This is a genomic window from Acinetobacter sp. 'aerobic (ED)' (assembly GCF_904886855.1).
Classification (GTDB): domain Bacteria; phylum Pseudomonadota; class Gammaproteobacteria; order Pseudomonadales; family Moraxellaceae; genus Acinetobacter; species Acinetobacter courvalinii.
This window is the reverse complement of the sequence record NZ_CAJHGI010000004.1, coordinates 297,871-322,850: the sequence shown is the minus strand read 5'-3', so window position 1 is coordinate 322,850 and position 24,980 is coordinate 297,871. Positions and strand designations below refer to the sequence as shown.

Below are 24,980 nucleotides of genomic sequence, written 5' to 3'. Positions count from 1 at the left end.
GCGTATCGTTATTTCATATTAAAATGATAAGGGGACGATTTTTGTAATCGCCCCTTAGGGGTTTTATTGGTCTTGTTGGGTGAGTTCTAAAGCTCGTTGATAAGCGATTTTCTTTTTAATTCCGGTCAAATCAGCAGCCAATTGTGATGCTGCTTTTACCGATAAATCCTGTAATAGGCGTTTTAACAACGTATCCAGTTTATCTTGTTCCATATCTTTTTCGGCAGAAGCACCGCCGACCACCACCACGATTTCACCTTTTTGCTGGTTGTGATCATTTTCAATCAAGGTGACCAATTCTTTTAAGGTCATTTTCTTGATGGTTTCAAATGTCTTGGTAATTTCACGGGCAAAACCGACAGGACGATCTTCACCAAAGACCTGAGCCATATCCTGAATACAGGCCAGAATACGGTGTGGTGCTTCATAAAAAATCAGGGTCTGGGTTTCATCTTTGAGCTTTTCCAGCTGGTTAATCCGTTGCGACGCTTTCGACGGCAAGAAGCCTTCAAAGCTAAAACGGTCACTGGGTAAACCCACCGCACTTAATGCAGCAATCGCAGCACAGGCACCAGGCACAGGAATCACGCGAATGCCGTGCTCTTGTGCAGCACGCACCAGTTTAAAACCAGGGTCGCTAATCAGGGGCGTTCCAGCATCACTAATTAAGGCAACACTTTCACCATTTAACATTTTTTGGAGAAGTTGATCAATTTTGTTACTTTCGTTGTGATCATGACACGCGGTTAGTGGAGTTGAGATATTATAGTGTTTGAATAATTGAGCAGATTGACGAGTGTCTTCTGCGGCAACCACCGAAACGGATTTTAATATATCAATTGCACGAAAGGTCATGTCATCTAAGTGCCCAATCGGGGTTGCTACAACAAATAATTGAGCACTCATAAAAGGTAACTCCCTCATGTATTACAAAAAATATTGGCTGCTACTCAGTTTGGCAGCAATTGTGAGTCCGGTTTATGCGGACGTACTGGTGATTCTACCCGAATCTGGTGCGATGGCGCGAGCCGGTCAGAACATCAAACGCGGTTTCTTGAGTGCTTATACAGCATCTGGTAGCAAAGAAAAAATCATTTTTGTAGATTCCGCTAAAAATAACATCGATACTATTTTCAAAAAGCGGGTTAATAACAAGACCCGTTTGATTGTTGGACCATTGGCCCGACCGGATATTGAAAATGTGATGCAGCGTAATCCTGCGATTCCGGTGCTGGCTTTGAATGATATGAATACTCAAGCGACCAATGTCTGGCAGTTCAGTTTGGCTAAACAGCATGATGCGGTTGCACTGAATCAACTGTTGAAAAAAGATAAAATCAAAAAACTACTGGTGCTACGTCAGGCAGGAACCGAGTCTGCAACAGAACTGTTTATGATGGCGTTGATGTCCGAGTTTGGTTCAGATATTCATGTCGTGAATGAACTGCCGAAAAAACTGGCACGTAAAGAAGGGCTATTATTGCTCGGAGACCAGCAATGGCTAGAACAACTGGGCCCATTGCCAGAAAAGAATATTTATGCCACAGCGCTAAGTATAGAGCAGGATAAACCGATTCCTACAGGATTAAGTTTCTGTGATACACCGGCTTTATATAATGGACAGTGGGCCGATGTCATCAAGGCTTATAAAGAGCAGCCTGAAAATATGGCGTTCCAGCGTTTACTGGCATTTGGTGGCGATGCCTGGAGTATCAGTCAGCAATTCCTAAACAGTCCGGACAGGAAATTTAATTTTGAGGGCCGTACTGGAGCAATTGAGGTGAAGGACGGTAAAATTTACCGACAGCCGTATTGTTATCAACAACAGAAAAATGGCATTCAGGTATTGAAGTAGACGGTCCATCCATGCAACCGTCATGTCAGGATCTAGGGCAATGGGCTGAACAGACAGCACTTGCCTTGCTCCAATCCCATCACTATGAGTGTGTCGCGCGAAATTATCATTCACGTTATGGTGAAATTGACCTGATTGTACAGCGCCAGCATGAACTGGTCTTTGTCGAAGTCAAAGCCAGATCGGCGGGGAGTTATGCTGCAGCCTGTGAGGTGATTTCCCCAGCTCAACAACAAAAAATTATTAAAACCGCTCAGCTGTTTTTACAGAAATATCCTAAATATTATGACTTTGACTGTCGTTTTGATGTGATTTGTTTTGATTTTCCACGGAAATTTGCAAAAACAGTACAACCAGATTTTTCAAAATTGCAGTATGATCAGCAATGGATTGAACATGCGTTTACTTTAGACGGGTGAATGCACGGGTCTGAAGCTGAATATTGAAATTGAACAAATGTATTTGTAGTTAGGGAGTCTTGCCAAGTGTTAAAACGTTTAACGATTACGTTGCTTTGCGCTGCAAGTTTATCGGGATGTGCGAGTTTTATTTCTGGGGGTACGGGAACGTCACCAGTCGGAACAAATAGTGGTGAGCGTAGTCTGGGGCAGATTTTTATTGATTCTTCAATCAAGCGTACTGCAAATATTAATTTATATAAATTAGATCACCGTTTTAAACAGTCACGTATCAACATTGAAAGTTTTCACAGCAATGTTTTATTGACAGGACAGGTTCCTGATCCGTATTTAAAACAGTTGGCTGAAGATAACTTGCGCTCAATGACGGATGTTAAAGCAGTACACAACTATATTACGGTGGGCGACAAAGTTGGCTATAACACCATCATGCAAGATGCGACGGTTACTGCAAATACTCGTGGCCTGTTAATGAAAGCGCCAGTAGTGTCGGATAGCAAAGTATTGGTACATACCGAAAATGGTGTGCTGTATGTGATGGGACGTTTAAATACAGCTGAATCACGAGATTTGGATGACGTCTTACAAAAAGTTGGAAATGTGACTAAAATTGTGACGCTCATTGACAATGTGGACCAGCCTTCAGGTACTGTCGCCAGTTCAACAGCAGCTACGCCAATGGTGGATACTGCGACGACACAGCCTTTAGTTGAGACACCTGTTGCAATTGATCCAGATCAGGCGGACCCTGCGACCATTACTCCAACTAATCCTTAATTTATGAAGCAACTCATCCAACAAGTACAAGAAAATGTCATCAAGGCGAAAACGTTCTATCAGGAGTTTCGCCTTTATGATTTTGCCAGTTATTCGATTAATTATCTAACCCCGAAAGATACGTTTGAAAAACACGAGCATTTGGCCTATGGGCTCAAGTCAAGACAGCGGCTGGATTTGTATCGGACCAAAACCCCGAAAAAGCAAAGACCACTGATTGTTTTTGTGCATGGTGGCTCGTGGCAGCATGGCAATAAGCGTGATTATTTATTTGTTGGAGAAAGTTTTGCCAGAGAAGGCTATGATGTTGCGGTGATCAATTATCACCTTGCTCCAGCTCATATCTTTCCCACCTTTATCGATGACATTGCGCAAGCAATTCACTACCTGAGCCAGAATCAGGACAAGCTCAATATTTCTACCGATAATATCATTTTGATGGGGCACTCGGCGGGCGCTTTTAATGTGATGTCTGTGGTGTATTCTGCTTACTCACAAAATTTTAAATATAAAGACAAGATCCGTGCCATTGTCGGCATGGCTGGTCCTTATCATTTCGACTATAAGGGTGATCCGCTGGCAGAGCATGCTTTTGACCAGAAAGTTTCCTATCAGCAAGTCATGCCTTATTACTTTATTGAGCCGAACCAGATTAAACATTATTTATTGATGGCCGAACAGGATCAACTGGTGGCGAAGGAAAATAGCTTTGATCTGGATAAGGCGCTAAGAGCGAAGGGGAATCATAGTCATATCGCCATGATTCCAAAGACAGGTCATATCACGATAGTGGCGACGCTGGCGAGCTTAATGAGCCATTATTTCAAGACCAAGCGGACTATCCTGCATTTTCTGGATGAGGCACTGGAGCCTTAAAACAGGAATCATCTGATCAATCCATAGCATATTCAAGGCAGATTACTGAAACTCGGTGATCTGCCTTTATTTTTTGTGTGATTGCATGGCATCCAGAATAAGATGAATCCCTGTGTGTGGATCAATGTTCAGCGCTGTACAGTACCAGACATATTCCACCACATCCAGCCGCCGTTCTCCTTGCTCCACTTTTTGTACATATGAATGTGGCTTAGCCATGCGTGAGGCCAGTTCACGCATGGTCAATTGTTGAATTGTGCGCTGCTGTTTAAGCCAATGGCACAAAATGTTCATTTCATCGGTATGAATACTACTTGTCATTGTACCTATTTATGGTAAATTAACTCAATTACCCAAAATAGGTACAAAGCTAGTGTCGGATTGGGCATAAAAAAATCTGAAGTTGCGACATAGATCAATAAAAATTTACACAGGTTGAGGGGGATTGAATGTTAGGCAGTCGCTATAAAAAATCGTCATTCCAGCGAGTTTTTTTGGAGGGCAAAGGGAGTGCGAAAACAGGAGCAATAGTATGGCGGATATGAATTGCAACAATGATATACAACATTGGGCCCAAGCGTTGCTAACAGAGGAGTCTCCCCCGAAGCTGTTGTCTTTAGCGCCGCAATTGCTGGATCCTGAGATATTTCCCCCAGAAGTGGTGCCTGCAACATTGGCAAATCTATTTCATTTTTTGATCCGTAATGAAAAAGGACAATGTGAAGCTAGACTAGTACCAGTCATTCAGAGCCTGTTTAAGCATTATCCTGATGCACAGCAGAAGCTGGTTCAACGGATACTTCAGTCAAGTTCCAGCATGCGATTGCAACATATTGGCCCACAATTATTCAGTATTTCACATCTACTCGATCAGCAGGCGCATTGCTGGTTAATTCAGCAGACCCTGAGTCTGATGTTTTTCCGACAATGGTCAGATGAACAGGTGCGTGATGTGCTGAAGCATTTATCACAAGCATTGCAGCTTGATTCAGCGCACATGCAGCGGATTATTGCCGGAATGAAAGACATCCATTGATTAGGCTATGTGTATGGACTAGAACCTGATCAAAGCCATTAGGCCTCGGTTTTACTGTCGATCATTTGCATGATCATGTTATGCGCAATACTGCCTTTGAATGGAATTTCTGGTAGCTGATCGAATTTAAAGAATTGTGCATCACTGATTTCTTCAAGCTGCAGCTGGATATCACCCGATTCATATTCCGCATGAAAGGCAATCATCAGGTTGCTTGGAAATGGCCAAGGCTGGCTCGACATATAGCGAATATTTTTCAGTTTCAGTCCGACTTCTTCAAAAGCTTCGCGTTGTACCGCTTCTTCCAAGGTTTCGCCGACTTCAACAAAGCCTGCGATCAGTCCATACATATTGCTTTTATTGTGCGCTGATTTAGCCAGCAGCACTTCATTGTCACCTTTGGTGATAATCGTGATGATACACGGCTGAACACGCGGATATTGATGATAAGCGCAAGCAGGACAGACCATGGCATATTCTTTAGCATGCACTTCGGTTGCATGACCACAGTGACTACAGAACTTGTGGTTACGTCGCCACTCCAGTAATTGCACGGCGCGGCTAGCTTGCAAAAAATCACTGCTTGACCAGCTTTGAATGAGTTCCCGAATTGGAATCAGTTGATAGCCTTCTGGAATGGCTTCATCTTCCAGAAGATCACGTGCGATGACTTGATCATTCTGGTGGATGGGTAGGTCACTTGCCAACTTTTCAACCTTAGGCAGTTGAAAGTTTTCATCTACTAAAAGTTTCTGGTGTTGAAAAATATAAGCAAGTGATAGTTGAGTCATTATGCGGCTTTAGATTGTAATTGCTGACTGTTTGATAATGCCACATCAAACATAGATTGCAAGACGGGTTGCTTGTTCTTCAAGTTATCCACCAGTAAATCCAGGCCGGCAACAACATTTAAAACACAATTAATTTCGTCCGCAGAGAAGGCCTGATGTTGATCCAAACGATGCTGGGCAAATTGTGCAGCTCCGATTAAGGCATTTTGTTGCGCCGAACTTCCCAGGAACAGGGCAGCACCAGCAAGCTCTTTCAAATAGCCTGGCAAAGCTTCCAGACTATGGGAGGCCGGGTCTTGAACATACAAGCTTAAAGTCTGTGTCAAGGTTTCCACCAGTGTTTTGGTTTCAGTCAATAAGGCCTGATGCGCTTCATCCAAACGGTCCAGCGAGATCTGCATATTGTTGACCCGTAACTGTAAACGGCTTGAGGTGTAATTCCGTTCCAGAATCCCAATCGAGTTCATCGATGCCAGAATGCTGTTCATGAGCTGCTGCACTGAAGTTGCATCGGTCAAGGTATTTGGCAAACTCAGTTTTTCCGCCTGCTGGGTTAATTCTCTCGCGGCTTCGTTGAGATTCAATACTTTGAAAACATTACAAAGCTGCGTCAGCTTTTGCTGAATTTCCTGCGTCTTTTCAGGCGACATATTCTGATGGTTGTATTCAATTTCATTACGGATTTGCACCATTTCGCTGGTCATTAACTGGCTAATGGTATGTACCGTTTCATAGTCAGGACCATATAGATGGCGGCTCAGCACCTGAAGCTGGGTATCGCTGAGTAACTCATCACCAATATTCAACTGTTCGCGAATATGTTCAGAAATCTCATCTTCCTGACTGATACAGATACATAAAATATCGGCCAGATCAGCAATGCTATTTTTGAAAGCATGGGGTTGTGCCAGGAATTGTCCGATATTGGTTTCGATCTGGATGAGGGTGCGTAAACGTGCTTCGGTAATCGAAAGCTCATCAATGTGACCTAAGCCAATATTGACCAGTTGCCAGTACTGCTGGCTAGGTTGGCCCGCTGCTAAACCAGCAAGATAAACGCCCACTAATTTAATGCCTTGCAGGTCAAGCGCTGTTTCAGATTGTTTGATCAGTTTGTTCAGGCAAAGCTTATATAACTGATGAATGTACTGCGATTGCTCCAGCGTAGGTGCCTGCGGCAAATTAAAACTTGGGGTAATCAATTCCAGCAATGGCTGAACGGTCTGACCTTCTTTGGTAAGCGGTCTACCTAATGCTTTTTCCAGACGATTGAGTGTGTCCAGCAAGAACTGTGGCACTTTCACTTCACGTAAGCAGATAAACTCAATATAACGCTTGAGCATGGTGGTGCCTTCACTGAGGGCAACCACATCACTGGTCTGAACCTGTTGCGGCTGAGCCATGATTTTACGCATCAGCTCAGCAGCATATTGAGTAATTTGTGATAAGTGAGGCATATCAATCAGAGCAAGTACTTGAGTACATTGTTCAAACTGGTTGAGTGCATCATCAATCCCGAAGGGTAAGGCTTGTTCTTCGGCAAGGGTATTGACGGCTGTTTCTACCAATTTAATCGAATTATCGATCTCATTTTTTATTATTAATAATGCCGTTGGGTCGAAGTGAATCGAGGTTTGGTAAGACATATGACCTACACCTTTCCTGAGTTGTTATATCCATGGGCCTTCTGAAAAAGAAGGCCTGATTCTTTAAGAGTTAATATAACGTAAGTTTTAAAACTTGAAATACAAAAAGTTACATTGAGCAGTAAATTTATTTTGCGAAAAGGCAAGGTTCGCCATGTTTTTGCTCGAATTGTTTGACCCAGGTCTCATGTTCATTTAACTCATGTTCAGAAGGCTCGATCACAGGTAAATCGACTTCTACGCGTTGACGGGTAGTTTTATTCTGATTTTGTTCGGTCTGGGAGAGGGCATCCATATCAAAAGAGACCTGCCCACCAGTCATGGCAAGGTACACATCTGCCAGAATTTCAGCATCGAGTAACGCACCATGGAAAGTACGATCGCGTGCCGGAATTTCGTAACGACGTACCAACGCATCTAGAGAGTTCTTTTGTCCTGGATGCTTGTTTTTGGCCATTGCCAAGGTATCGGTGACGTCGCAGACTTCTGAAAGTGCAGGTAGCCCAGTGCGTTTGAACTCCATATCCAGGAAGTTCATATCGAAGGTCGCGTTATGCGCAATAATTTCAGCACCCTTCAGGTAAGCAAATAGAACGTCGGCAATTTCGGCGTACTTCGGCTTGTCCTTTAGAAAGTCATCACTAATACCATGGACATTTTCAGAGTCACCAACCGGTTTTTCCGGATTGATATAAATATGAATCGAGCTACCGGTTAGTTTACGGTTGATCATCTCAATCGCACCCACCTCGATAATCCGGTCGCCATCCTGATAGTAAAAACCGGTGGTCTCGGTATCCAGAATCAGTTGACGGGGGCCTCGCAGCTTTAATTTTGCTTCAGTGACCACAATCTGTGGATGTTGACTGGAAACTGGTGCCGGGGACGTCTCTTCTGAAGTTTCAATTTCGTCTGCAACATCATCTTCGGTGTCTTCGATCATCTCAACATCATCCGTTTCTGCATCCATATCCAAGCCAAAAGGATCATTTAAGAGCCAGTCAGCTTCAGGCTTTTTTGTATCAGCGTTAGCCTGCGTTGCATTTTTTAATTGTTGAGCCGTCTGTTCTGCGCCTAAATTTGCCAGCTGGTCGGCCATTTCATTGCCTTCATGGCCGGCATGTCCCTTGATCCAGTTCCACTCGATGTTTCGATTGGCACAGACAGCATCCAGTTTTTGCCATAAATCCGGATTTTTAACATCTTTCCAGTTTTTCTTTTTCCAGCCATGAATCCACTCGGTGATGCCTTGTTTGACATAATTGGAGTCTGTCCAGATAATCAGATGCGCATCTACCGGGCAAAAGGAAATGCCTTCAATAGCCGCTTGCAGTTCCATGCGGTTATTGGTTGTTAACGCTTCACCGCCACAAAGCTTGTGTTCGCCTTGTTCGGTAATGACATACGCACCCCAACCACCGAGACCTGGGTTTCCTTTGCATGCGCCATCAACATAAAGCGTGATTGTTTGTGACATATCTGAACCTGAACAATAAAATAAGCAGCGTGAAAAATCTGAGTTTTAGAATCCGAAAATGAAAGCTAATCTTCAATTGCGGATTAAGCAAATGAACCAGAACCCAGATTTTTACTTGAGTTCAGATCATTTGAGAATTTTAGCATCCCCATGCCCGAAGGGGTATTGTAAAGCCAAATTCTGTTTTTGAACGTTACAAAACTCATCTTTTTTAATTTCTTGTAACATTTCCATGCAAATCACGTTAAATTATTACCTTGTCTAAGTGACATGCTTTAATACAATGGCAAATCTAAAGTAAAACTAGCGTGAGTTGACTGGAAGTTTTTATGTATAAATCGGGCAAATTGATGTCGCAAACATCTGCAACATCATTATTCAAAATCACTGTACTCACTTCTGCTCTCGCCGCGTTGGGAATTACCACGGGTTGTTCTTCAACACCTCAATCAGGGAAAACCTCATCTTCTAAACAGGTCGGTTCAGGCTATCTGGATGCAAGCAGTTTAGATTCACTGGAAGACTTGCTTTCTGCAACCGATATGCGTGCTGTGGAAGGGGATCGTTTACTGGTACTTAAACACGGCGATGTGTGGAAACGCATGACGGTCGGTTTCAAGATGGACCTGAATCATTGGGATTCCCGTATTGAAGCACAACGTAGCTGGTTTATTTCACGTCAACCTTATCTAGACCGTTTGAGCGCCCGTGCCAGTCGTTATTTATATCACACGGTCAAAGAAGCAGAACGTCGCGGTATGCCGACCGAGCTAGCATTACTTCCGATTATTGAAAGTTCTTACGATCCGGCAGCGACCAGTAGTGCTGCGGCTGCAGGTTTATGGCAGTTTATTCCAAGTACGGGACGTATTTATGGTTTGCAACAAACCAGCCTGTATGATGGTCGCCGTGACGTTGTAGAGTCAACCCGTGCTGCCTATGAGTTTTTTGGAAGCCTGTATAACCAGTTTGGTTCATGGGAACTCGCGCTGGCTGCTTATAATGCTGGCCCTGGCCGTATTCAACAGGCGATTAACCGTAACCGCGCAGCGGGCCTGCCAACCGATTACTGGTCTTTAAAACTGCCGCAAGAAACCATGAACTATGTACCGCGTTTCTTGGCAGTAGCCCAAATTATTAAAAATCCAGGGGCGTATGGTGTGAGTTTACCGCCGATTGCCAACCGTCCTCACTTCCGTGAAGTCAGTTTGTCAGCACCACTCGAGTTAAACCAGATCGCTTCGATTACCGGTTTGAGTCGTGCCGAATTATATGCATTGAACCCGGGCTATCGTGGCGAAATGGTTGATCCAATGAGCCCGATGCGAATTTTAATCCCAGCGGATTTGAGCCCATCAATTGATGCCAAGCTACGTTCAGGCAAATCAGGTTCAGGTGGTTTCTGGGCCAGCAATAAAACACCACCGCCAATGGCAAACAGTTCGTCGAGTACATCGACCACTATTCGGACCACAACCAGCACGCCACAAACCGTGAGTCCGTCGACCAAGACACCACCTAATTTGACGGCTAGCAATAGCACGCGTACCACCACGCCAACCATTCCAAAGTCAAAGGTCAATACGCCTAGAGGATCGGATGCGCTGGCTTCATTTGCAGCCGCCGCAGATGTGCCAAGTGCACCACGTATTCCTGTGGCAATTACGCCTGCTGCAAATGTCAAACCTGTGAAAACAGAGCCACCAATTTCACTGAAAGAGCGTGAGCAAATCACGGCTGCAATCAAGGAAGAGGGTAAAAAGGAAACCGTTGCTCAGGCTTTAGAGCCACAAGCGACTCAGGCTGAACGGGATCAGGTGGTTGCAGAAATTAAGGCAATTGCGCCGAAAGGGACCGAGATTGTCGATCCATTTGATGGCAAAATCAAATTAACTGCGATTCAAACCAGCCAATCGGTTGCAGATGAAAAAGGGCAGGAAGTCAGTAAGGGCTTTGCGTATCCAAAGAATCTGCTTGAAGACAGTGCCACGGCAAATAGCGAAGATGCTAAACGTAACCAGGGCAAGCCTTATATCAAGACCGATACTGATGTCGTTGTAACTGCACCGAAGGGTAAACGCAGTACCTATGTGGTACAACCAGGGGATACCTTGGCCGTTATTGCCCAGAAAAATGGTGTGAACTGGCGCGATATTGCACAATGGAACCAGATTGATCCAAACGGAACTTTATTTGTTGGCGCAAGTTTGTATTTATACAATGCCAAACCACAAGCGGAAGCACCGAAAGCCGCAGAGAAACCTGACAGTTATGTGGTGCAATCAGGCGATAGCTTAACCAATCTGGCTTCACGTTTTGATTTAAGCCTGAAGCAGCTCGCGGATTATAATAATCTATCTGTGACGGATGGTTTATTCGTTGGTCAACGACTTACATTGCTTGAGCCTAAAAATAATGCACGTACGACTCAGCAAAGCGCCCGTAATAACGAGAGCAAAGCGTCTGCTACAGCCAAGGTTGCGACAAAATCTTATACGGTTAAGCGTGGCGAATATTTGAAACTGATTGCTGATCGTTATGCATTATCGAATCAGGAGCTGGCGTCTTTAACCTCGGGCTTAACTGCGGGCAGCAGTTTATTTGTGGGACAAAAAATCAATGTGCCCCTGCATGAAGTTTCACAAACAGAAGAAGCTGCCGAGCCGGCTAAGAACACGGTTAAATATGAAAATGTAACGGCATCGACCAGTTATAAAACTGAAAACTATACCGTGCAAAGGGGTGATACCTTATCCAGCATTGCAACCAAGTCAAAAATCAGCTTGAGTGAACTGGCCGAACTTAATAATTTAAAGGCAAATAGCGGTGTGCGTTTAGGCCAAAGTCTGAAGATTCCAGCTGGTTCAACCGTGCCTGACCAGTATGTGGTCCAGTCAGGTGATAGCCTGAATGCGATTGCTGCCAAATATAACCTGCAATTGAGCTATGTGGCTGACCTGAATGGTCTGGAACGAACTGCGGGCGTACGTGTAGGTCAACGCTTGAAATTAACAGGCGATGTTCCTGCAAAAACAGCGACTGGCAGCAATACAAAGTCGAGAGAAGACAGTACACCAGAAGTCTACACCGTCAAGTCGGGTGACACCTTAGGCAATATTGCCAGCCGTTATAATTTACAACTGGATTATGTGGCGGGCCTAAATGGTTTAACCCGTAGCAGTAACGTACGTATCGGTCAACGCTTGAAACTTACGGGAGATGCGCCTAAGGCTGAAACAGCCAGTGTAGACACGGCGAAAACAGCCCCTAAAGCTGCAGCATCAGGCCGCAATACCGAGCGCTATAGTGTAAAAGCAGGCGAGTCGCTGAACAGTATTGCCAATCGTTTTGGTATGTCGGGCCGTGAGTTGGCTGATTTAAATAATCTGAAAGCCAATACCAGTCTGCAACGTGGACAAAATATCTTGGTACCGAAAACCATTGCCGAGTACAAAGTTAAACGTGGTGATACGCTGATTGGTTTAGCAAGTCGTTATGGCATGGAAACCAATGCATTGGCAGAAATGAATGACTTAACCCCAAGTACTCAGTTACGCATTGGTGATGTGATTAAAGTGCCTAGCCTGTAATTCAGCATGAATTCATTGCTTTGCATAAAAAGGCTTAGTCTATGCTATGGACTAAGCCTTTTTGCTCCGCTTTCATTTGGCGCCATCCACACCACCCCCTATTTGGCCATGCATGTGCAGCCTAAATATGCCCAGCTCAAGACAATGCCTTATGCCAATCCTAATGCGCCCAAAGGCGGAGTACTCAGTCAATCCAGTCTAGGAACCTTTGATAATTTAAATAGCATGAATGGCAAGGGCAGTTCCACTGAAGGGGTGAATTACCTGTTTGATAGCCTGATGGATCGTTCGCTGGATGAACCTCGGGTGATGTATCCCTTACTGGCTGAACAGGTCAGTTATGATCCGGATCATTTACAGTCGATCACCTTCCATCTAAATCCCAAAGCCCGTTTTAATAATGGGCAGCCGTTAACGGCAGAAGACGTCAAATTTACCTTTGACACCTACCAGACCAAAGCCAATCTTGGCTTTCAAATGTATTTGTCTGATCTGGCCAGAACGGAAGTGTTGTCTCGGCATCAGGTGAAATTCATTTTTAAATCTAAACATAATGTCGAAATGCCCCTGATCGTGGCGAGCTTACCGATCTATTCAAAACTGGACTGGAAAAATAAAGATTTTAGTCGTGTCACGCTGCATCCCATAGTCGGCTCCGGGCCTTATATGGTGGAACGTATTGATGCTGGACGCAGTATTACCTATAAACGCAGTCCGAACTATTGGGCCAAAGATTTACCGGTGAATAAAGGCCGTTATAATTTTGATCGATTGAAATATGTCTATTACCGAAATTTAGAGGTCAGTTTTGAAGGCTTTAAATCACGGCAATTTAATTTATACGAAGAAAAAAATATCCGAAATTGGGTCACCTCCTATCATTTCCCGGCTGCGAAAGCAGGCTTGGTCAAAAAATACAAAGCACGTTTAGCCACACCGCTTGATATTCAAAGTCTGGTATTTAATATCCGTCGCAAGCCTTTAAATGACATTCATCTACGTCAGGCATTGACCTATGCCTATGATTTTGAATGGCAGAATAAAGCGTTGTTTTTTAATCAAAATCAGCGATTGCAAAGTTATTTTGACAATACCGATCTAGCTGCCACAGGTCTTCCCAGTGCCGCTGAGTTAAACATACTCAAACCTTATTTGGCACAATTGAATCCGTTGATGCAACAAGGAGTATTGGCAGACTGGCGCTATCCGATTTCCGATGCCAGTGGCTTTAACCGAAACAATTTATTGATCGCGCAAAAGCTCTTAAAAGCTGCAGGTTATGTGATTCGTGACGGAAAATTATATGATCGCACTGGCAAAGCCATTCAAATTGAACTGTTGATGCAGCAGGAAAATCCGCAACGTGAGCTGATGCCTTTTGTACGGAACCTGAAAAGACTGGGGATTCAGGTTAATCTGAGACAGGTCGATGTTCCTCAGTACATGGAACGGATTCGCCGTCAGGATTTTGATATGATGGTATTGAAATTGCCACAGACCTTAACGCCGGGTAAAGAACAGGCCCAATTCTGGGGGAGTGCAGCAGCAGATGAAGCGGGTAACTATAACTATTCAGGGATTAAAAATCCTGTCATTGATCAGATGATTGAAAAAATTGTCAGGGCCAAAACACGTGAAGAGGTTGTGCTGTATACCCGTGTGCTTGATCGTTTGTTACGTGCAGGTTATTACCAGATTCTGACCTATGGAAAACCTGAACGCTGGTTTGCCTATTGGGATATTTATCAGCAACCGTCCGTGAAGCCAAAGCTTTCTGTGGGATGGGAATATTGGTGGGTGGATGCAGATCAGGCTAAGAAACAGGGGCAGTCTGTTCAAAAGTATTAATTAGCATGCTTTTGACTAGCGTTTGATGAAGTGGTTAGATTAATATGACGGTGTCTTACCGAGTTCTCATCTTAATTTCAGGATAAGCTTTCAGCTGGATTGACTTTGGTTTCGCCTAATAACCAGCGACGCTGCAGAAGCAAGGCTTGTTGCGCTGCTATAATCGCAGCTCACCGCAAAACCTGTTTACTTATTGGACCTCTTTATTATTTCGCAACAACATGATCTTGTTGAAAACACGCAGCTTGTGGATGACGTTTCCGCGTATTTTATCTCATGTTAGATTTCATAAAAACTGAGTAAATTAATGAATAAGGGTTCGATTTCAATGATGCACTATATTCTAAAAAGAATGTTGTTGATGATCCCGACATTATTTTTGATTTTATTGATTAATTTTTTGATTGTACAAATTGCGCCTGGCGGGCCGGTTGAACAGGCCATTCAGCACATTCAAAATGCACAAGGTTTAGGTGCAGGAGCAAGCGGACAGACGAGTTTGGCGAATCTGGCACAATATCAGGGTGCACGGGGTTTAAGCCCCGAAATGATCGAAAAGATTAAAGCCCAGTATGGCTTTGATCGTCCTGTTGCAGAACGTTTCTGGCTGATGCTGAAGGGCTATATGCACCTGGATTTTGGCAGCAGTTTTTTTAAAGATAAACCTGTCACGCAACTGCTCTATGAAAAGCTGCCTGTGACCTTGTCTTTGGGGTTGTGGAGTACTTTCCTGATTTATCTGATTGCCATTCCACTCGGGATTAAAAAAGCAAAAAATAATGGCTTGCTGTTTGATCAATCCACATCGTTATTATTGGCGGTCAGTTATGCCATTCCATCATTTGTTTTTGCCATTTTATTGATTGTTTTTTTTGCAGGTGGCAGTTATTTGCAATGGTTTCCATTGCAAGGGCTGGTGTCTGAAAATTTCTCCCAGTTAAGCTTCCTGGCAAAAATCAAAGATTATCTGTGGCACATGTGTTTGCCGATTTTGAGTATGCTGCTCGGTAGCTTTGCCGCACGAACTTACCTGACAAAATATGCATTTGTAGAAGAGCTGAACAAGCCTTATGTATTAACAGCCCGAGCGAAAGGATTAAGTGAAAATCAGGTGCTGTATGGACATGTCTTTCGTAATGCAATTCTGATTGTGGTTGCTGCTTTGCCAGAAACGCTGGTGGGGATTTTCTTTGTCGGTAATTTATTTATCGAGATCATTTTTAATCTGGATGGGATCGGATTATTAGGCTTTGAGGCAATTACCCAACGTGATTATCCGGTTATTTTTGGCACTTTATTTTTATTTACCCTATTCGGCATGCTTTTACGTTTACTGGGTGATTTACTTTATCAGCTCATTGATCCGCGAATTGATTTTGAATCAAGAGGTGGGCAATGATATCACCGTTGATGCAAGCGCGATTTGATCGTTTTCGGCAAAATAAGCTGGGCTTTCGGTGCCTGATTCTGTTCTTGATTATTTTTGGATTGTCTTTGCTGGCGGAACTGATTGCTAACGATAAACCTTTGCTGGTGCGTTATCAGCAGTCATTCTATTTTCCGATTCTGAAAGATTATCCGGAAACCACCTTTGGCGGGGGATTTGAAACAGCTACGGATTATCAGGACCCTGTGGTCAAGCAGTTGATACAGGCACAGGGCTGGATGATTTCGCCCCCTGTGGCTTTTTCCTATCAATCCCCGAATCTTTCCCTTGCTGTACCCGTGCCTTCTGTTCCAAGCGCACAGAACTGGCTTGGCACCGATGATCAGGGACGGGATGTATTTGCTCGAATCCTGTACGGTCTGCGGGTTTCACTGCTGTTTGGATTCGCACTCACACTCTGTTCTGCGGTGCTCGGGATGATAGTGGGAGCAATACAGGGCTACTATGGTGGCTGGGTTGACTTGATTGGACAACGCATTCTGGAAGTGTGGGGTGGCTTACCGATGCTTTTCATCGTGATGATTCTGGTCAGTATGTTTAGTCCGAGTGTGTATTGGCTGTTTGTGATCATGCTGCTGTTTGGCTGGACCGAGCTTGTAGGATTGGTACGTGCCGAATTTCTACGTGCCCGCAATCTGGATTATGTTCGTGCAGCGCAAGCCTTGGGTGTCAGTCAGCATAAGATTATCTTTAAGCATATTTTACCCAATGCGATGAGTTCTAGCTTGTCGCAAATTCCCTTTATGCTCACGGCCAATATTATTGCCTTAACTGCCCTGGATTTTTTGGGTTATGGCTTGCCACCTGATTCAGCTTCACTCGGAGAACTATTATTACAAGGGAAAAATAATCTGGATGCGCCGTGGTTGGTGTTGTCGGGCTTTTTTAGCTTGGCGATGGTTTTGTCTTTGCTAATTTATATTGGGGAGGCGGCACGTGATGCATTTGACCCAAGACGATAATTTGCCTCTAAAGCAACCTTTACTCAACGTACAGCAGCTCAGTATTAGTCATGGTTCAGAAACGCTGCTTGAGCAGGTCAGTTTTGAAATTTACCCTGCACAAACGCTTGCCATCGTGGGGGAAAGTGGTTCAGGTAAATCCATTACTGCGCTAGCATTATTGGGTTTATTAGCTCAGACATTAAAAGTGACAGGTGAAGTTCAATTTCAAGATCAGGATGTATTGAGACTGAGCCAACCGCAGTTGCAGCACATACGTGGCAAAAAAATTGCCATGATTTTTCAGGAGCCGATGACGGCATTGAATCCTTTGCATAGCGTGGAAAAAATGCTTGGCGAAAGCCTGCTTTTAAAGGGTGAGACAAAAGCTACGCTAAGACTGCACACACTAGGCTTATTACATGAGGTGGGTCTGCCAGAAGCAGAACACATTTTAAAGCGTTATCCTCATGAATTGTCTGGCGGTCAACGTCAACGCGTGATGATTGCCCTGGCTTTGGCTTTAGAGCCCGAGATCTTAATTGCAGATGAGCCAACCACGGCTTTAGATGTGGTGTTACAGGCACAGGTCTTGAGCTTATTAAAAAAACTACAGCAACAACGCCAGATGGCAATGATTTTGATTAGCCATGATCTTGGTCTTGTTCAGCAATATGCAGATTATGTGCTGGTGCTGAACCAAGGGCGTGTAGAAGAGCAGGGCGGTAGCACGGAAATCTTTAGCTGTCCTCAGACCGTCTATACACAAAATTTATTGAATCACGATTTTGGGCAAGCTTTGACTTTACAAGCGACTGAGCCTGTGCTTGAACTCAAACAGGTCACAGTAAAATATCCCTTAAAACGAGGCTTATTGAACAGGATTCAGTCTTATAAAATTGCCGCTGAATCCATCAGCTTCAGGCTCATGCGAGGTGAGGCGCTAGGCATTGTCGGGGAAAGTGGTTCAGGTAAGTCCTCGATTGCCTTGGCAATTGCCCGTTTACTTGCCAGTACAGGTGAAATCAGTTTTCAGAGCCAAGACCTGAACCAGCTTAACCAGAAGCAGCTTCGACCGATTCGTCGTGACTTGCAAATTGTCTTTCAGGATCCTTTGAGTAGTTTAAATCCGCGAATGACGGTTGGGCAGAGTATTGCCGAAGGACTTGAATTACAGTCCATGTCCCCACAACAATGCGCAGCAAAAATTGCAGAAGTTTTGCTCAAGGTTGAATTGTCGCCAGAGGATAAACATAAATATCCACATCAGCTTTCGGGCGGGCAACGACAAAGGGTCGCACTGGCACGTGCGCTGGTGGTGCAGCCGAAACTGATTATTCTGGATGAACCTACTTCAGCGCTGGATCGATCTACCCAGCTTGCCATCATTCAGTTATTGCGGCGTTTGCAACAGCAAGAGCAGATCAGTTATCTGTTCATTAGTCATGACTTGCAAGTCATAAAAGCCTTGTGTCAGCAAGTGCTGGTGATGCATGCAGGGAAAGCCTTGGAATATCAAGCAACCGAGACCTTATTTGCCCATCCTCAAACTGAATATACCCGTCAGCTCATTGCTGCCAGCCGATATGGGCATTGTAAATAAACTGACATGTGATATTGTCAATTTGTCGGAACAACTATTGACAGCCATAATAATCAGATTAAATTAGAGTAAACACTCTAATTAAAGCAGAGGATGACCATGAGTCAGATTGCAGACAGTATCCAGATACGCAATACCACATTTAAGAATCGCATCATTAAAGGGGCAATGAGTGAAGCGCTTGCCAATGATGCAGGACAACCCAATGATGTGCTGATTGGATTATATGAAGCCTGGGCGAAAGGTGGTTTAGGCTGTGCCATTACAGGCAATGTGATGGTGAATATCGGGGCCAAGAATGAGCCGGGTGTGGTGGCAATTGAAAGTGAACGTGATCTGGAAAAGTTAAAGCAATGGGCTGCCGTGGGAAAAAAACACGGGATGGTGCAATTGATTCAACTGTCACATCCAGGTCGCCAGTGTCCAAAGGGTTTAAATAAAGAAACGGTTGCACCTTCGGCTGTACCTTTTAGTCCGGTATTGGCAACCATGTTTGGTACGCCACGTGAGCTGACGCATGCAGAAATTCTGGATATTATCCAGCGATTTGCAACTGCTGCTGCGGTGTGTGAAAAGGCGGGTTTTGAAGGGGTACAATTCCATGGTGCACATGGTTATTTGATCAGTCAGTTTTTATCACCTTTAACCAATAAACGTACTGATCAATGGGGTGGTTCTATCGAGAACCGGATGCGTTTCCTGCTGGAAATCTACAAGGCCGTACGTGCAGTCACTTCCGAAAACTTCATCATTTCAGTTAAATTAAATTCCGCTGATTTCCAGCGTGGTGGAATTACCGAAGAAGATGTAATTACCGTATTTAAGGCAATTGATGCAGTTGGCGTTGATATCATTGAAATCTCTGGCGGTACCTATGAAGCGCCTGCGATGGCGGGTGCAAAAGCAGAAAAACGCAAAGCCAGCACTATTGCCCGTGAAGCCTATTTCTTGGAATTTGCCGAAAAGATCCGTGAGCATGTGTCATGTAAGCTGATGGTAACTGGTGGCTTCCGTACCGCGGAAGGAATGAATGCTGCATTGCAAAGTGGTGCATGTGATTTTATTGGAATTGCGCGTCCATTGGCAGTTGAAGTTGATTTACCTGAACGTTTAATCGCAGGACATGATGTTCGTTATGCGGTGAATCAGATTAAAACGGGAATTCCATTTGTCGATAAAATGGCCATCATGGAAATCATCTGGTACGCAGCACAATTTAAGGCGATTGGACAAGGCAAAAAGCCAAAACCAAAACTATCCCCATTATTGGTATTTTTGAATTATGCCAAAGGAAATATCAAGGCGGTGGTAAAAGGGCGTGTCAATTCGCGTAAGTCAGCGTAATTTATGTTAGGGCTCTTCGGAGTCCTTTTTATTTCTAATCAATAACGTCGTAGTAGAATTCTTTTAATAATTACATTTAGAATGTTCTTTTTATTGAAGGGGAGATATTTATGACGTGGATCATTATTTTAATTGTTGTATTTACAATTTTGGCTTTAATTTTAGGGAATGTGAAAAAAGAAAAGAAAGGTGGAGCGCGTAATCCGATTAAAGGTAAACGTATTCTAACAATGAATGAACAACCAACTTTCATCAGATTAAGAGAAGCATTACCAGAGCATATTATTTTGGCGCAGGTTTCATTTAGTGCATTTATGACAGCTCAGGGCTACGCTACCAGGAATTTATTTAATCGTAAAGTTGCTGATTTTGTTGTATTAGATAAACAATTCAACATTGTAGCTATTGTTGAACTTGATGACTCATCTCATAAAGGGAAAGAAGATAAAGATGCGGAAAGAGATAGTTTAATTATTGAAGCAGGATATCGAATCATTCGCTATCAAAGAACACCTGATATAGATCAAGTTAAAAAAGATTTTGGAATAACTTCTATAGCAATCACAACAATTGAATCTGAAACACTAGAGAAGACTGCTCTAGTCTCAGAGGCTTTTATTTTTGAAACTGAATCACATGAACAAAAAGTACTTTGATTATTGTAGAAAATATTTTAATTAAATAAAAAAGCCACTGTCTTAAGATGCAGTGGCTTTTTCAAATTTGGCGTCCCTACGGGGATTCGAACCCCGGTTACCGCCGTGAAAGGGCGATGTCCTAGGCCTCTAGACGATAGGGACTTCTTGAGGTGGGTGTATATTAGGGCTCTGTCACCAAAGTGTCAAGAAGGTGAGGAGACAGTTTGTTCAAAATATAGCAAAACAGTTCAGCAGTTTTCTGGGTATCGTATAACGCAGAGTGCGCTTCTTTGCCATCAAACTCGATTCCAGCCTGAATACAGGCACGTGCCAACACGGTTTGTCCGAACATCACCGCGCTTAGCGTCACCGTATCAAAGACTGAAAAGCTATGGAACGGATTCTGGTTCTTCGTTCCAGAACGCGCAATCGCAGCTTGCAGGAAACCCAAATCGAAGTGTGCATTATGACCCACCAACACGGCATGAGTACAATGTTGTGCTTTGCGGACTTCATTTAAAGATTTGAAAATACGGCGTAAAGCAGTACGTTCATCTTCAGCCATGGCGATACGCATTGGGTTAGAAGGGTCAATGCCAATGAAATCCAGCGAGCGACGATCCAGGTTGGCACCTTCGAACGGATTGATATGCGCTTGAAACGATGGGCCCGGTACAAATTGACCTTTTTCATCGTAAACAATTGGAATACACGCGATTTCAAGCAGTGCATCGGTTTGTGAGTTAAAACCTGCTGTTTCGACATCGACCACAACAGGCAAAAATCCACGAAAACGCTGACCAATCACAGGCGCTTTGTTTTCTTCTTGTGTCACACTTTTCTCCATTGCAGCGTTTTACCTGCATGAAGTGGAATAATTTTTTGATCTTCAAGATAATCAAAAGACTCGGCAACCGTATTTTCTTCTTTCACCAAAGTGATAGTTGAAGTATTACGTGGTAAACCATAGAAATCAGCACCGAACATGCTGGCAAAACCTTCCAGACGTTCCAGTTTGCCGACCTGGTCAAATGCCTGTGCATATAGCTCAATGGCATTGGGTGCGCTATAGCAGCCCGCACAGCCACATGCATTCTCTTTGGCATTTTGCGCATGCGGGGCGCTATCTGTGCCGAGGAAGAATTTTGGATTACCGCTGGTCGCCACTTCTAATAACGTGGTTTGGTGAGTTTGACGTTTTAAAATTGGCAAACAGTAGAAATGCGGTTTAACACCGCCGACTAACATGTCATTACGGTTAAACAGTAAATGTTGCGGGGTAATTGTTGCAGCAACATTACGATCCTGTTCAAGCACAAAATTAGCCGCATCGCTTGTTGTAATATGTTCTAGCACGACTTTTAATTGCGGGAATTGCTTGAGCAGCGGTGACAGGACTTCATCCAGAAATCTTTTTTCACGATCAAAAATATCGACGTGATTATGGGTTACTTCACCATGGAGCAATAAAGGAACCTGATGTTCTTCAAGCTGTTCAATCACGCCATAGACCTTACGGATATCACTGACACCATTATCCGAGTTGGTGGTTGCACCGGCAGGATAGAGCTTGATTGCATTGACGAATTCAGATTCTTTGATTTTACGAACTTCATCCGGAGAGGTGTGATCGGTAAAATAAAGTACCATGCGTGGATCAAAATCCAGGCCTTCCGGTACATGCGCCAGAATACGCTCACGGTATGCCAAAGCTTCTTCGACAGTTTTAACGGGTGGAACAAGATTCGGCATACAAATTGCGCGGGCAAATTGTTTGGCTAAATCAGGGACAGTACGTTTTAAAGCTAAACCATCACGCAGGTGTGCGTGCCAATCATCGGGTTGTAAAAGTGTAAGAGTATTCAAGGTCTACTTCAAACTTAAAAATAATACAAATAATAATGCATAAACCGCGAAAATGGTAACTACAATTACGGATAAGTGGTTAAGCAAAGCACATGACAAAATGAGAAATTGTGTTATTTTTATGCGGCACAAGAACAGTGCATTATAAAAAGAGTCGTCGGGATGGATAAGCAATATGATCTTGATCAATTAAGGAGGTCAAAAGAAGATCTAGAGCAGCTTGTTGCCCAACATGTCCAGTCCAAAAATGCCCATCAAACTTTACCCCAAAATCTGGAAAATGAATTCTGGAACTTTAATATCGACCGGACCCGGATGAATGCCATTCAATTTTTCGGTCAGGGTGTCATTACCTATACGATTTTCGTGTTGCTGATTTTACCCACCAATTTCATTGTAATACGCAACAGTGAAAATTTTGTTCTGGATTTTATTTATAGCATCCTCAGCCTGATTGTGGTCGGCGCTGCGCTGTTCCTGTTTTGGGCCGTGTCCCGTTTTAAACAACTAAGTTCCTTATTCTATCCGGCTGTTTGTGTGATTGTTTTTCTGACCATCGTATTGACCTCATTGTTAATGATGAGTGTCTCCAATGTGGTCTTGCAAAATCAGGCCATGGTGCTGGTGGCATTCCTGTACATGTTAGGTTTTATCCTGAGCGGCATTCGACCGGTACATATGCTGTGGATTGGTTCTTTTGCAGCCTTGAGCATTGTTGTATTTCTATATGTATTGAATATTCCCTGTGATTTTCTCATGATCGGCAGGACCCTGATTGGCAGCTTATTATTGGGTTTTTCAATTAGTGTGATGCTGACCTCCAAAGAGAGAAAAATCTTTATCAAGTCAAAAATTTCGGAAATTGATGAGCAGATTTTACGCCTGCAGGCCTCTGAACTGTTACATCTCAGTCAGCATGATGAACTGACCAATGTTTCAAACCGCCGTACTTTTGAGGAAATGTGCACTTATTATTATCAGCAGGCCTGTACAGAACATACCGCCTTGTCGGTACTGTTTATCGATATTGATTATTTTAAAAATTATAATGATTTTTATGGTCACCAAATGGGGGATCAGGTCATTTCTGAAATTGCCAAAACGATCAAAGGCTCGATTCGGCATATGGACTTTGTAGCGCGGTATGGTGGCGAAGAATTTGTAGTGTTGCTTCCTGAAACCTCAGCTCAAGGGGCCTATGCGGTGGCGACCAATATCTATCGCGCGATTGACCGCTTAATGATCCCGCATCAAAAATCGATGGTTTCCCATTATGTCACTATTAGTTTGGGGATTACGGTGTTTAACGGCAATGCAAAAATCAGTCAGGAAATGCTGATCCATACTGCTGATAAAGCGTTATACCGTGCCAAGCAATTGGGACGTAACCAGATTTACTATCAGCCATTACCGGTCGTAGAAGAAAATATTTAGACCATAAAAAACCGGATATCAAGGCAATATCCGGTTTTTGTCTAAAACAATTCTGAATTATTCCAAGAATTTTACAGTCACGCCTGAACGTACTTTGGCACCCAGATCATTGGCATCCCAGTTGGTCAAACGGATACAGCCATGTGATGCAGTCTTAGAAATTAAAGACGGATTAGGCGTACCATGGATACCAAACGATTTCTTGCTCAAACCGATCCAGATATTGCCGACTGGCGCATTTGGACCTGGTGGTAGAGAAAGCGGTTTAAGGTTTTTACCTTGTACAAAGTTTGATGGTGAATAGCTATACCAAGGGTTTTTCGCTACGCCTACTACTTTATAGGTACCTGTCGGAGAAGGCGTATCAGTACTGCCAATTGTTGCAGGAAATGAAGCAATCATCTGGTTGTTACTGTTGAATAAATACAGTTGACGTGCACCTTTATGCGCCACGATCAGATGAATATCTTCAGGCAAGTCATTGCGGACATTGGCCACAATAATTTTTTCACCCGGTTTTTTAAAGGTTGCAGTAGGATTTAGCTTCTTCAGGAAAGCCTCGTCCATATGGAATTTTTCACCCAGCATTTCTGTCACACGGGTGTAGTACAAGCCTTTCATTTTCGCCTGTAAGGCATAATCTGACGGGATTGAATCCGCATAAGGCCCTTTAAAGTCCGCTTCGGTCAGCGTGTATTCTACATAAGCAGGTTTGGTTTGCTTGGCAACCAGCGCATCCCAGGTTTCTTTGGTTAATTGACCTGTAGGGGTAATACCGTTCATTTGCTGGAATGAAGCAATCGCTTTTAAGGTATTTTTACCATTTGAACCATCAATAGCACCCGGTGAAGCATGTGCATTGTTGAGCATGACGTGCGCACGGGCATAGGCTGGAAGCTGGCCTTTAGGTAAACTTTCAGGCCATTCAGCATTATTCATGCTATCCAGGGTCCATGAAACTTTCGCCGCAGGAGCAGCAGTCGTGGTGCTTGAGTCCGGTGTATTTTCTAATTTTTGCGAAACAGCTGAAGCAGCGCCAGTATTCACCTGAGGTTCAGATGCGGCTTGGGCGACGACACTCGAAGCGGGTTGAGCTGCAACAGCTGAAGCAGGGCGCTCAATGGCGAGAGGATCAATCGGATCTTGTACTGAACCAGCAATTTTTTTGGGATTTAATGGTTGCTCAGTTGTTGGAGCAGCAAAAGCAACATTAGCAAGAATACAACTTAAACTCATAGCGAGTAATGAGCGAACAAACATGTAATTCAACCTTATGAATTATTCATATTGAGATATAAGATATTGCAAGTATTACAGAAAATGAGCGCGCTTGCAGTAGCAGTTTTGTGTCAAAGCGAAAATTTATTTTAAGCCTGAAATTTTGTATGGCAT

General features: G+C 43.7%; 21 protein-coding genes and 1 tRNA gene. 13 read left to right on the top strand and 9 right to left on the bottom strand.

The features are described from left to right. Nucleotides 1-63: 63 nt before the first annotated feature. Complete coding sequence (gene rsmI / locus JO943_RS10340) at nt 64-906, bottom strand: 16S rRNA (cytidine(1402)-2'-O)-methyltransferase (protein WP_202740726.1); 843 nt, start codon at nt 904-906, stop codon at nt 64-66. A 16-nt stretch (nt 907-922) separates the two neighbouring features. On the opposite strand from rsmI, the gene JO943_RS10335 reads away from it, so the two are divergent. From JO943_RS10335 to JO943_RS10320, 4 genes are all read left to right on the top strand, one after another. Next, nucleotides 923-1,855 carry a penicillin-binding protein activator gene (locus JO943_RS10335; protein WP_005231692.1) on the top strand — a complete coding sequence of 311 codons (933 nt, stop codon included), beginning with the start codon at nt 923-925 and terminating at the stop codon, nt 1,853-1,855. Nucleotides 1,856-1,866: 11 nt separating this feature from the next. Continuing rightward, nucleotides 1,867-2,274, top strand: a complete 408-nt coding sequence (locus tag JO943_RS10330) for a YraN family protein (protein ID WP_199950145.1) — start codon at nt 1,867-1,869, stop codon at nt 2,272-2,274. 66 nt (nt 2,275-2,340) lie between these two features. Then, nucleotides 2,341-3,051 carry a BON domain-containing protein gene (locus JO943_RS10325; RefSeq protein ID WP_005288019.1) on the top strand — a complete coding sequence of 237 codons (711 nt, stop codon included), beginning with the start codon at nt 2,341-2,343 and terminating at the stop codon, nt 3,049-3,051. 3 nt (nt 3,052-3,054) lie between these two features. Further along, nucleotides 3,055-3,927, top strand: a complete 873-nt coding sequence (locus tag JO943_RS10320) for an alpha/beta hydrolase (RefSeq protein ID WP_202740725.1) — start codon at nt 3,055-3,057, stop codon at nt 3,925-3,927. A gap of 66 nt (nt 3,928-3,993) precedes the next feature. Here the strand turns inward: JO943_RS10320 and JO943_RS10315 are convergent, their stop codons facing one another. Next, on the bottom strand, nt 3,994-4,248 hold the full coding sequence (locus tag JO943_RS10315; RefSeq protein WP_202740724.1) for a helix-turn-helix domain-containing protein: 255 nt from the start codon (nt 4,246-4,248) through the stop codon (nt 3,994-3,996). A gap of 211 nt (nt 4,249-4,459) precedes the next feature. Between JO943_RS10315 and JO943_RS10310 the strand changes: the two genes are divergently transcribed. After that, nucleotides 4,460-4,963 (top strand): hypothetical protein, encoded by a 504-nt coding sequence (locus JO943_RS10310; RefSeq protein WP_202740723.1) that lies wholly within the window; start codon nt 4,460-4,462, stop codon nt 4,961-4,963. A 38-nt stretch (nt 4,964-5,001) separates the two neighbouring features. Here JO943_RS10310 and nudC read toward each other — a convergent pair whose 3' ends face one another. The 3 genes from nudC to dnaQ all read right to left on the bottom strand — a co-directional run bounded on the left by nudC (nt 5,002) and on the right by dnaQ (nt 8,877). Further along, nucleotides 5,002-5,754 carry an NAD(+) diphosphatase gene (gene nudC, locus JO943_RS10305; RefSeq protein WP_202740722.1) on the bottom strand — a complete coding sequence of 251 codons (753 nt, stop codon included), beginning with the start codon at nt 5,752-5,754 and terminating at the stop codon, nt 5,002-5,004. Further along, on the bottom strand, nt 5,754-7,400 hold the full coding sequence (locus JO943_RS10300; RefSeq protein ID WP_202740721.1) for a chemotaxis protein: 1,647 nt from the start codon (nt 7,398-7,400) through the stop codon (nt 5,754-5,756). Before JO943_RS10300 ends, nudC begins: the two co-directional genes overlap by 1 nt. A gap of 127 nt (nt 7,401-7,527) precedes the next feature. Beyond that, complete coding sequence (dnaQ, locus tag JO943_RS10295) at nt 7,528-8,877, bottom strand: DNA polymerase III subunit epsilon (protein WP_202740720.1); 1,350 nt, start codon at nt 8,875-8,877, stop codon at nt 7,528-7,530. Between the two features lie 329 nt (nt 8,878-9,206). Between dnaQ and JO943_RS10290 the strand changes: the two genes are divergently transcribed. The 7 genes from JO943_RS10290 to JO943_RS10260 all read left to right on the top strand — a co-directional run bounded on the left by JO943_RS10290 (nt 9,207) and on the right by JO943_RS10260 (nt 20,306). Continuing rightward, on the top strand, nt 9,207-12,467 hold the full coding sequence (locus JO943_RS10290) for a lytic transglycosylase (RefSeq protein WP_202740719.1): 3,261 nt from the start codon (nt 9,207-9,209) through the stop codon (nt 12,465-12,467). A 6-nt stretch (nt 12,468-12,473) separates the two neighbouring features. Further along, nucleotides 12,474-14,315 (top strand): extracellular solute-binding protein, encoded by a 1,842-nt coding sequence (locus JO943_RS10285; protein ID WP_202740718.1) that lies wholly within the window; start codon nt 12,474-12,476, stop codon nt 14,313-14,315. Nucleotides 14,316-14,643: 328 nt separating this feature from the next. Beyond that, the gene (gene yejB / locus JO943_RS10280; RefSeq protein WP_202740717.1) at nt 14,644-15,714 is read left to right on the top strand and encodes a microcin C ABC transporter permease YejB; all 1,071 of its coding nucleotides are present in this window, start codon (nt 14,644-14,646) and stop codon (nt 15,712-15,714) included. Then, nucleotides 15,711-16,724, top strand: coding sequence for an ABC transporter permease (locus tag JO943_RS10275; protein WP_376746145.1), 1,014 nt, complete (start codon nt 15,711-15,713; stop codon nt 16,722-16,724). The genes yejB and JO943_RS10275 overlap by 4 nt, the downstream gene beginning before the upstream one ends. After that, complete coding sequence (locus JO943_RS10270) at nt 16,702-18,306, top strand: dipeptide ABC transporter ATP-binding protein (RefSeq protein ID WP_202740808.1); 1,605 nt, start codon at nt 16,702-16,704, stop codon at nt 18,304-18,306. Before JO943_RS10275 ends, JO943_RS10270 begins: the two co-directional genes overlap by 23 nt. Before the next feature lie 99 nt (nt 18,307-18,405). Continuing rightward, on the top strand, nt 18,406-19,650 hold the full coding sequence (locus tag JO943_RS10265) for an NADH:flavin oxidoreductase/NADH oxidase family protein (RefSeq protein WP_202740716.1): 1,245 nt from the start codon (nt 18,406-18,408) through the stop codon (nt 19,648-19,650). Nucleotides 19,651-19,760: 110 nt separating this feature from the next. After that, nucleotides 19,761-20,306 carry a DUF2726 domain-containing protein gene (locus JO943_RS10260; RefSeq protein WP_005287985.1) on the top strand — a complete coding sequence of 182 codons (546 nt, stop codon included), beginning with the start codon at nt 19,761-19,763 and terminating at the stop codon, nt 20,304-20,306. Nucleotides 20,307-20,374: 68 nt separating this feature from the next. On the opposite strand, the gene JO943_RS10255 is transcribed toward JO943_RS10260, so the two are convergent. The 3 genes from JO943_RS10255 to pyrC all read right to left on the bottom strand — a co-directional run bounded on the left by JO943_RS10255 (nt 20,375) and on the right by pyrC (nt 22,154). Next, nucleotides 20,375-20,450, bottom strand: a tRNA-Glu gene (locus tag JO943_RS10255). 19 nt (nt 20,451-20,469) lie between these two features. Further along, the gene (gene rnt / locus JO943_RS10250; protein WP_202740715.1) at nt 20,470-21,135 is read right to left on the bottom strand and encodes a ribonuclease T; all 666 of its coding nucleotides are present in this window, start codon (nt 21,133-21,135) and stop codon (nt 20,470-20,472) included. Next, nucleotides 21,120-22,154, bottom strand: coding sequence for a dihydroorotase (pyrC, locus tag JO943_RS10245; protein WP_199950068.1), 1,035 nt, complete (start codon nt 22,152-22,154; stop codon nt 21,120-21,122). Before pyrC ends, rnt begins: the two co-directional genes overlap by 16 nt. 162 nt (nt 22,155-22,316) lie before the next feature. Between pyrC and JO943_RS10240 the strand changes: the two genes are divergently transcribed. Continuing rightward, on the top strand, nt 22,317-23,588 hold the full coding sequence (locus tag JO943_RS10240) for a GGDEF domain-containing protein (protein WP_202740714.1): 1,272 nt from the start codon (nt 22,317-22,319) through the stop codon (nt 23,586-23,588). A 57-nt stretch (nt 23,589-23,645) separates the two neighbouring features. On the opposite strand, the gene JO943_RS10235 is transcribed toward JO943_RS10240, so the two are convergent. After that, the gene (locus tag JO943_RS10235; protein WP_202740713.1) at nt 23,646-24,848 is read right to left on the bottom strand and encodes a L,D-transpeptidase family protein; all 1,203 of its coding nucleotides are present in this window, start codon (nt 24,846-24,848) and stop codon (nt 23,646-23,648) included. Nucleotides 24,849-24,980: the final 132 nt, after the last annotated feature.

What these genes read in the sequence shown, in the direction of transcription:
- JO943_RS10235 (WP_202740713.1), bottom strand. Translation starts at nt 24,848, where the DNA reads ATGTTTGTTCGCTCATTACTCGCTATGAGTTTAAGTTGTATTCTTGCT.
- JO943_RS10310 (WP_202740723.1), top strand. Translation starts at nt 4,460, where the DNA reads ATGGCGGATATGAATTGCAACAATGATATACAACATTGGGCCCAAGCG.
- JO943_RS10240 (WP_202740714.1), top strand. Translation starts at nt 22,317, where the DNA reads ATGGATAAGCAATATGATCTTGATCAATTAAGGAGGTCAAAAGAAGAT.
- JO943_RS10285 (WP_202740718.1), top strand. Translation starts at nt 12,474, where the DNA reads ATGAATTCATTGCTTTGCATAAAAAGGCTTAGTCTATGCTATGGACTA.
- dnaQ (WP_202740720.1), bottom strand. Translation starts at nt 8,877, where the DNA reads ATGTCACAAACAATCACGCTTTATGTTGATGGCGCATGCAAAGGAAAC.
- JO943_RS10270 (WP_202740808.1), top strand. Translation starts at nt 16,702, where the DNA reads ATGCATTTGACCCAAGACGATAATTTGCCTCTAAAGCAACCTTTACTC.
- JO943_RS10335 (WP_005231692.1), top strand. Translation starts at nt 923, where the DNA reads ATGTATTACAAAAAATATTGGCTGCTACTCAGTTTGGCAGCAATTGTG.
- JO943_RS10315 (WP_202740724.1), bottom strand. Translation starts at nt 4,248, where the DNA reads ATGACAAGTAGTATTCATACCGATGAAATGAACATTTTGTGCCATTGG.
- rnt (WP_202740715.1), bottom strand. Translation starts at nt 21,135, where the DNA reads ATGGAGAAAAGTGTGACACAAGAAGAAAACAAAGCGCCTGTGATTGGT.
- yejB (WP_202740717.1), top strand. Translation starts at nt 14,644, where the DNA reads ATGATGCACTATATTCTAAAAAGAATGTTGTTGATGATCCCGACATTA.
- rsmI (WP_202740726.1), bottom strand. Translation starts at nt 906, where the DNA reads ATGAGTGCTCAATTATTTGTTGTAGCAACCCCGATTGGGCACTTAGAT.
- JO943_RS10300 (WP_202740721.1), bottom strand. Translation starts at nt 7,400, where the DNA reads ATGTCTTACCAAACCTCGATTCACTTCGACCCAACGGCATTATTAATA.
- JO943_RS10290 (WP_202740719.1), top strand. Translation starts at nt 9,207, where the DNA reads ATGTATAAATCGGGCAAATTGATGTCGCAAACATCTGCAACATCATTA.
- JO943_RS10275 (WP_376746145.1), top strand. Translation starts at nt 15,711, where the DNA reads ATGATATCACCGTTGATGCAAGCGCGATTTGATCGTTTTCGGCAAAAT.
- JO943_RS10320 (WP_202740725.1), top strand. Translation starts at nt 3,055, where the DNA reads ATGAAGCAACTCATCCAACAAGTACAAGAAAATGTCATCAAGGCGAAA.
- JO943_RS10265 (WP_202740716.1), top strand. Translation starts at nt 18,406, where the DNA reads ATGAGTCAGATTGCAGACAGTATCCAGATACGCAATACCACATTTAAG.
- JO943_RS10330 (WP_199950145.1), top strand. Translation starts at nt 1,867, where the DNA reads ATGCAACCGTCATGTCAGGATCTAGGGCAATGGGCTGAACAGACAGCA.
- nudC (WP_202740722.1), bottom strand. Translation starts at nt 5,754, where the DNA reads ATGACTCAACTATCACTTGCTTATATTTTTCAACACCAGAAACTTTTA.
- JO943_RS10260 (WP_005287985.1), top strand. Translation starts at nt 19,761, where the DNA reads ATGACGTGGATCATTATTTTAATTGTTGTATTTACAATTTTGGCTTTA.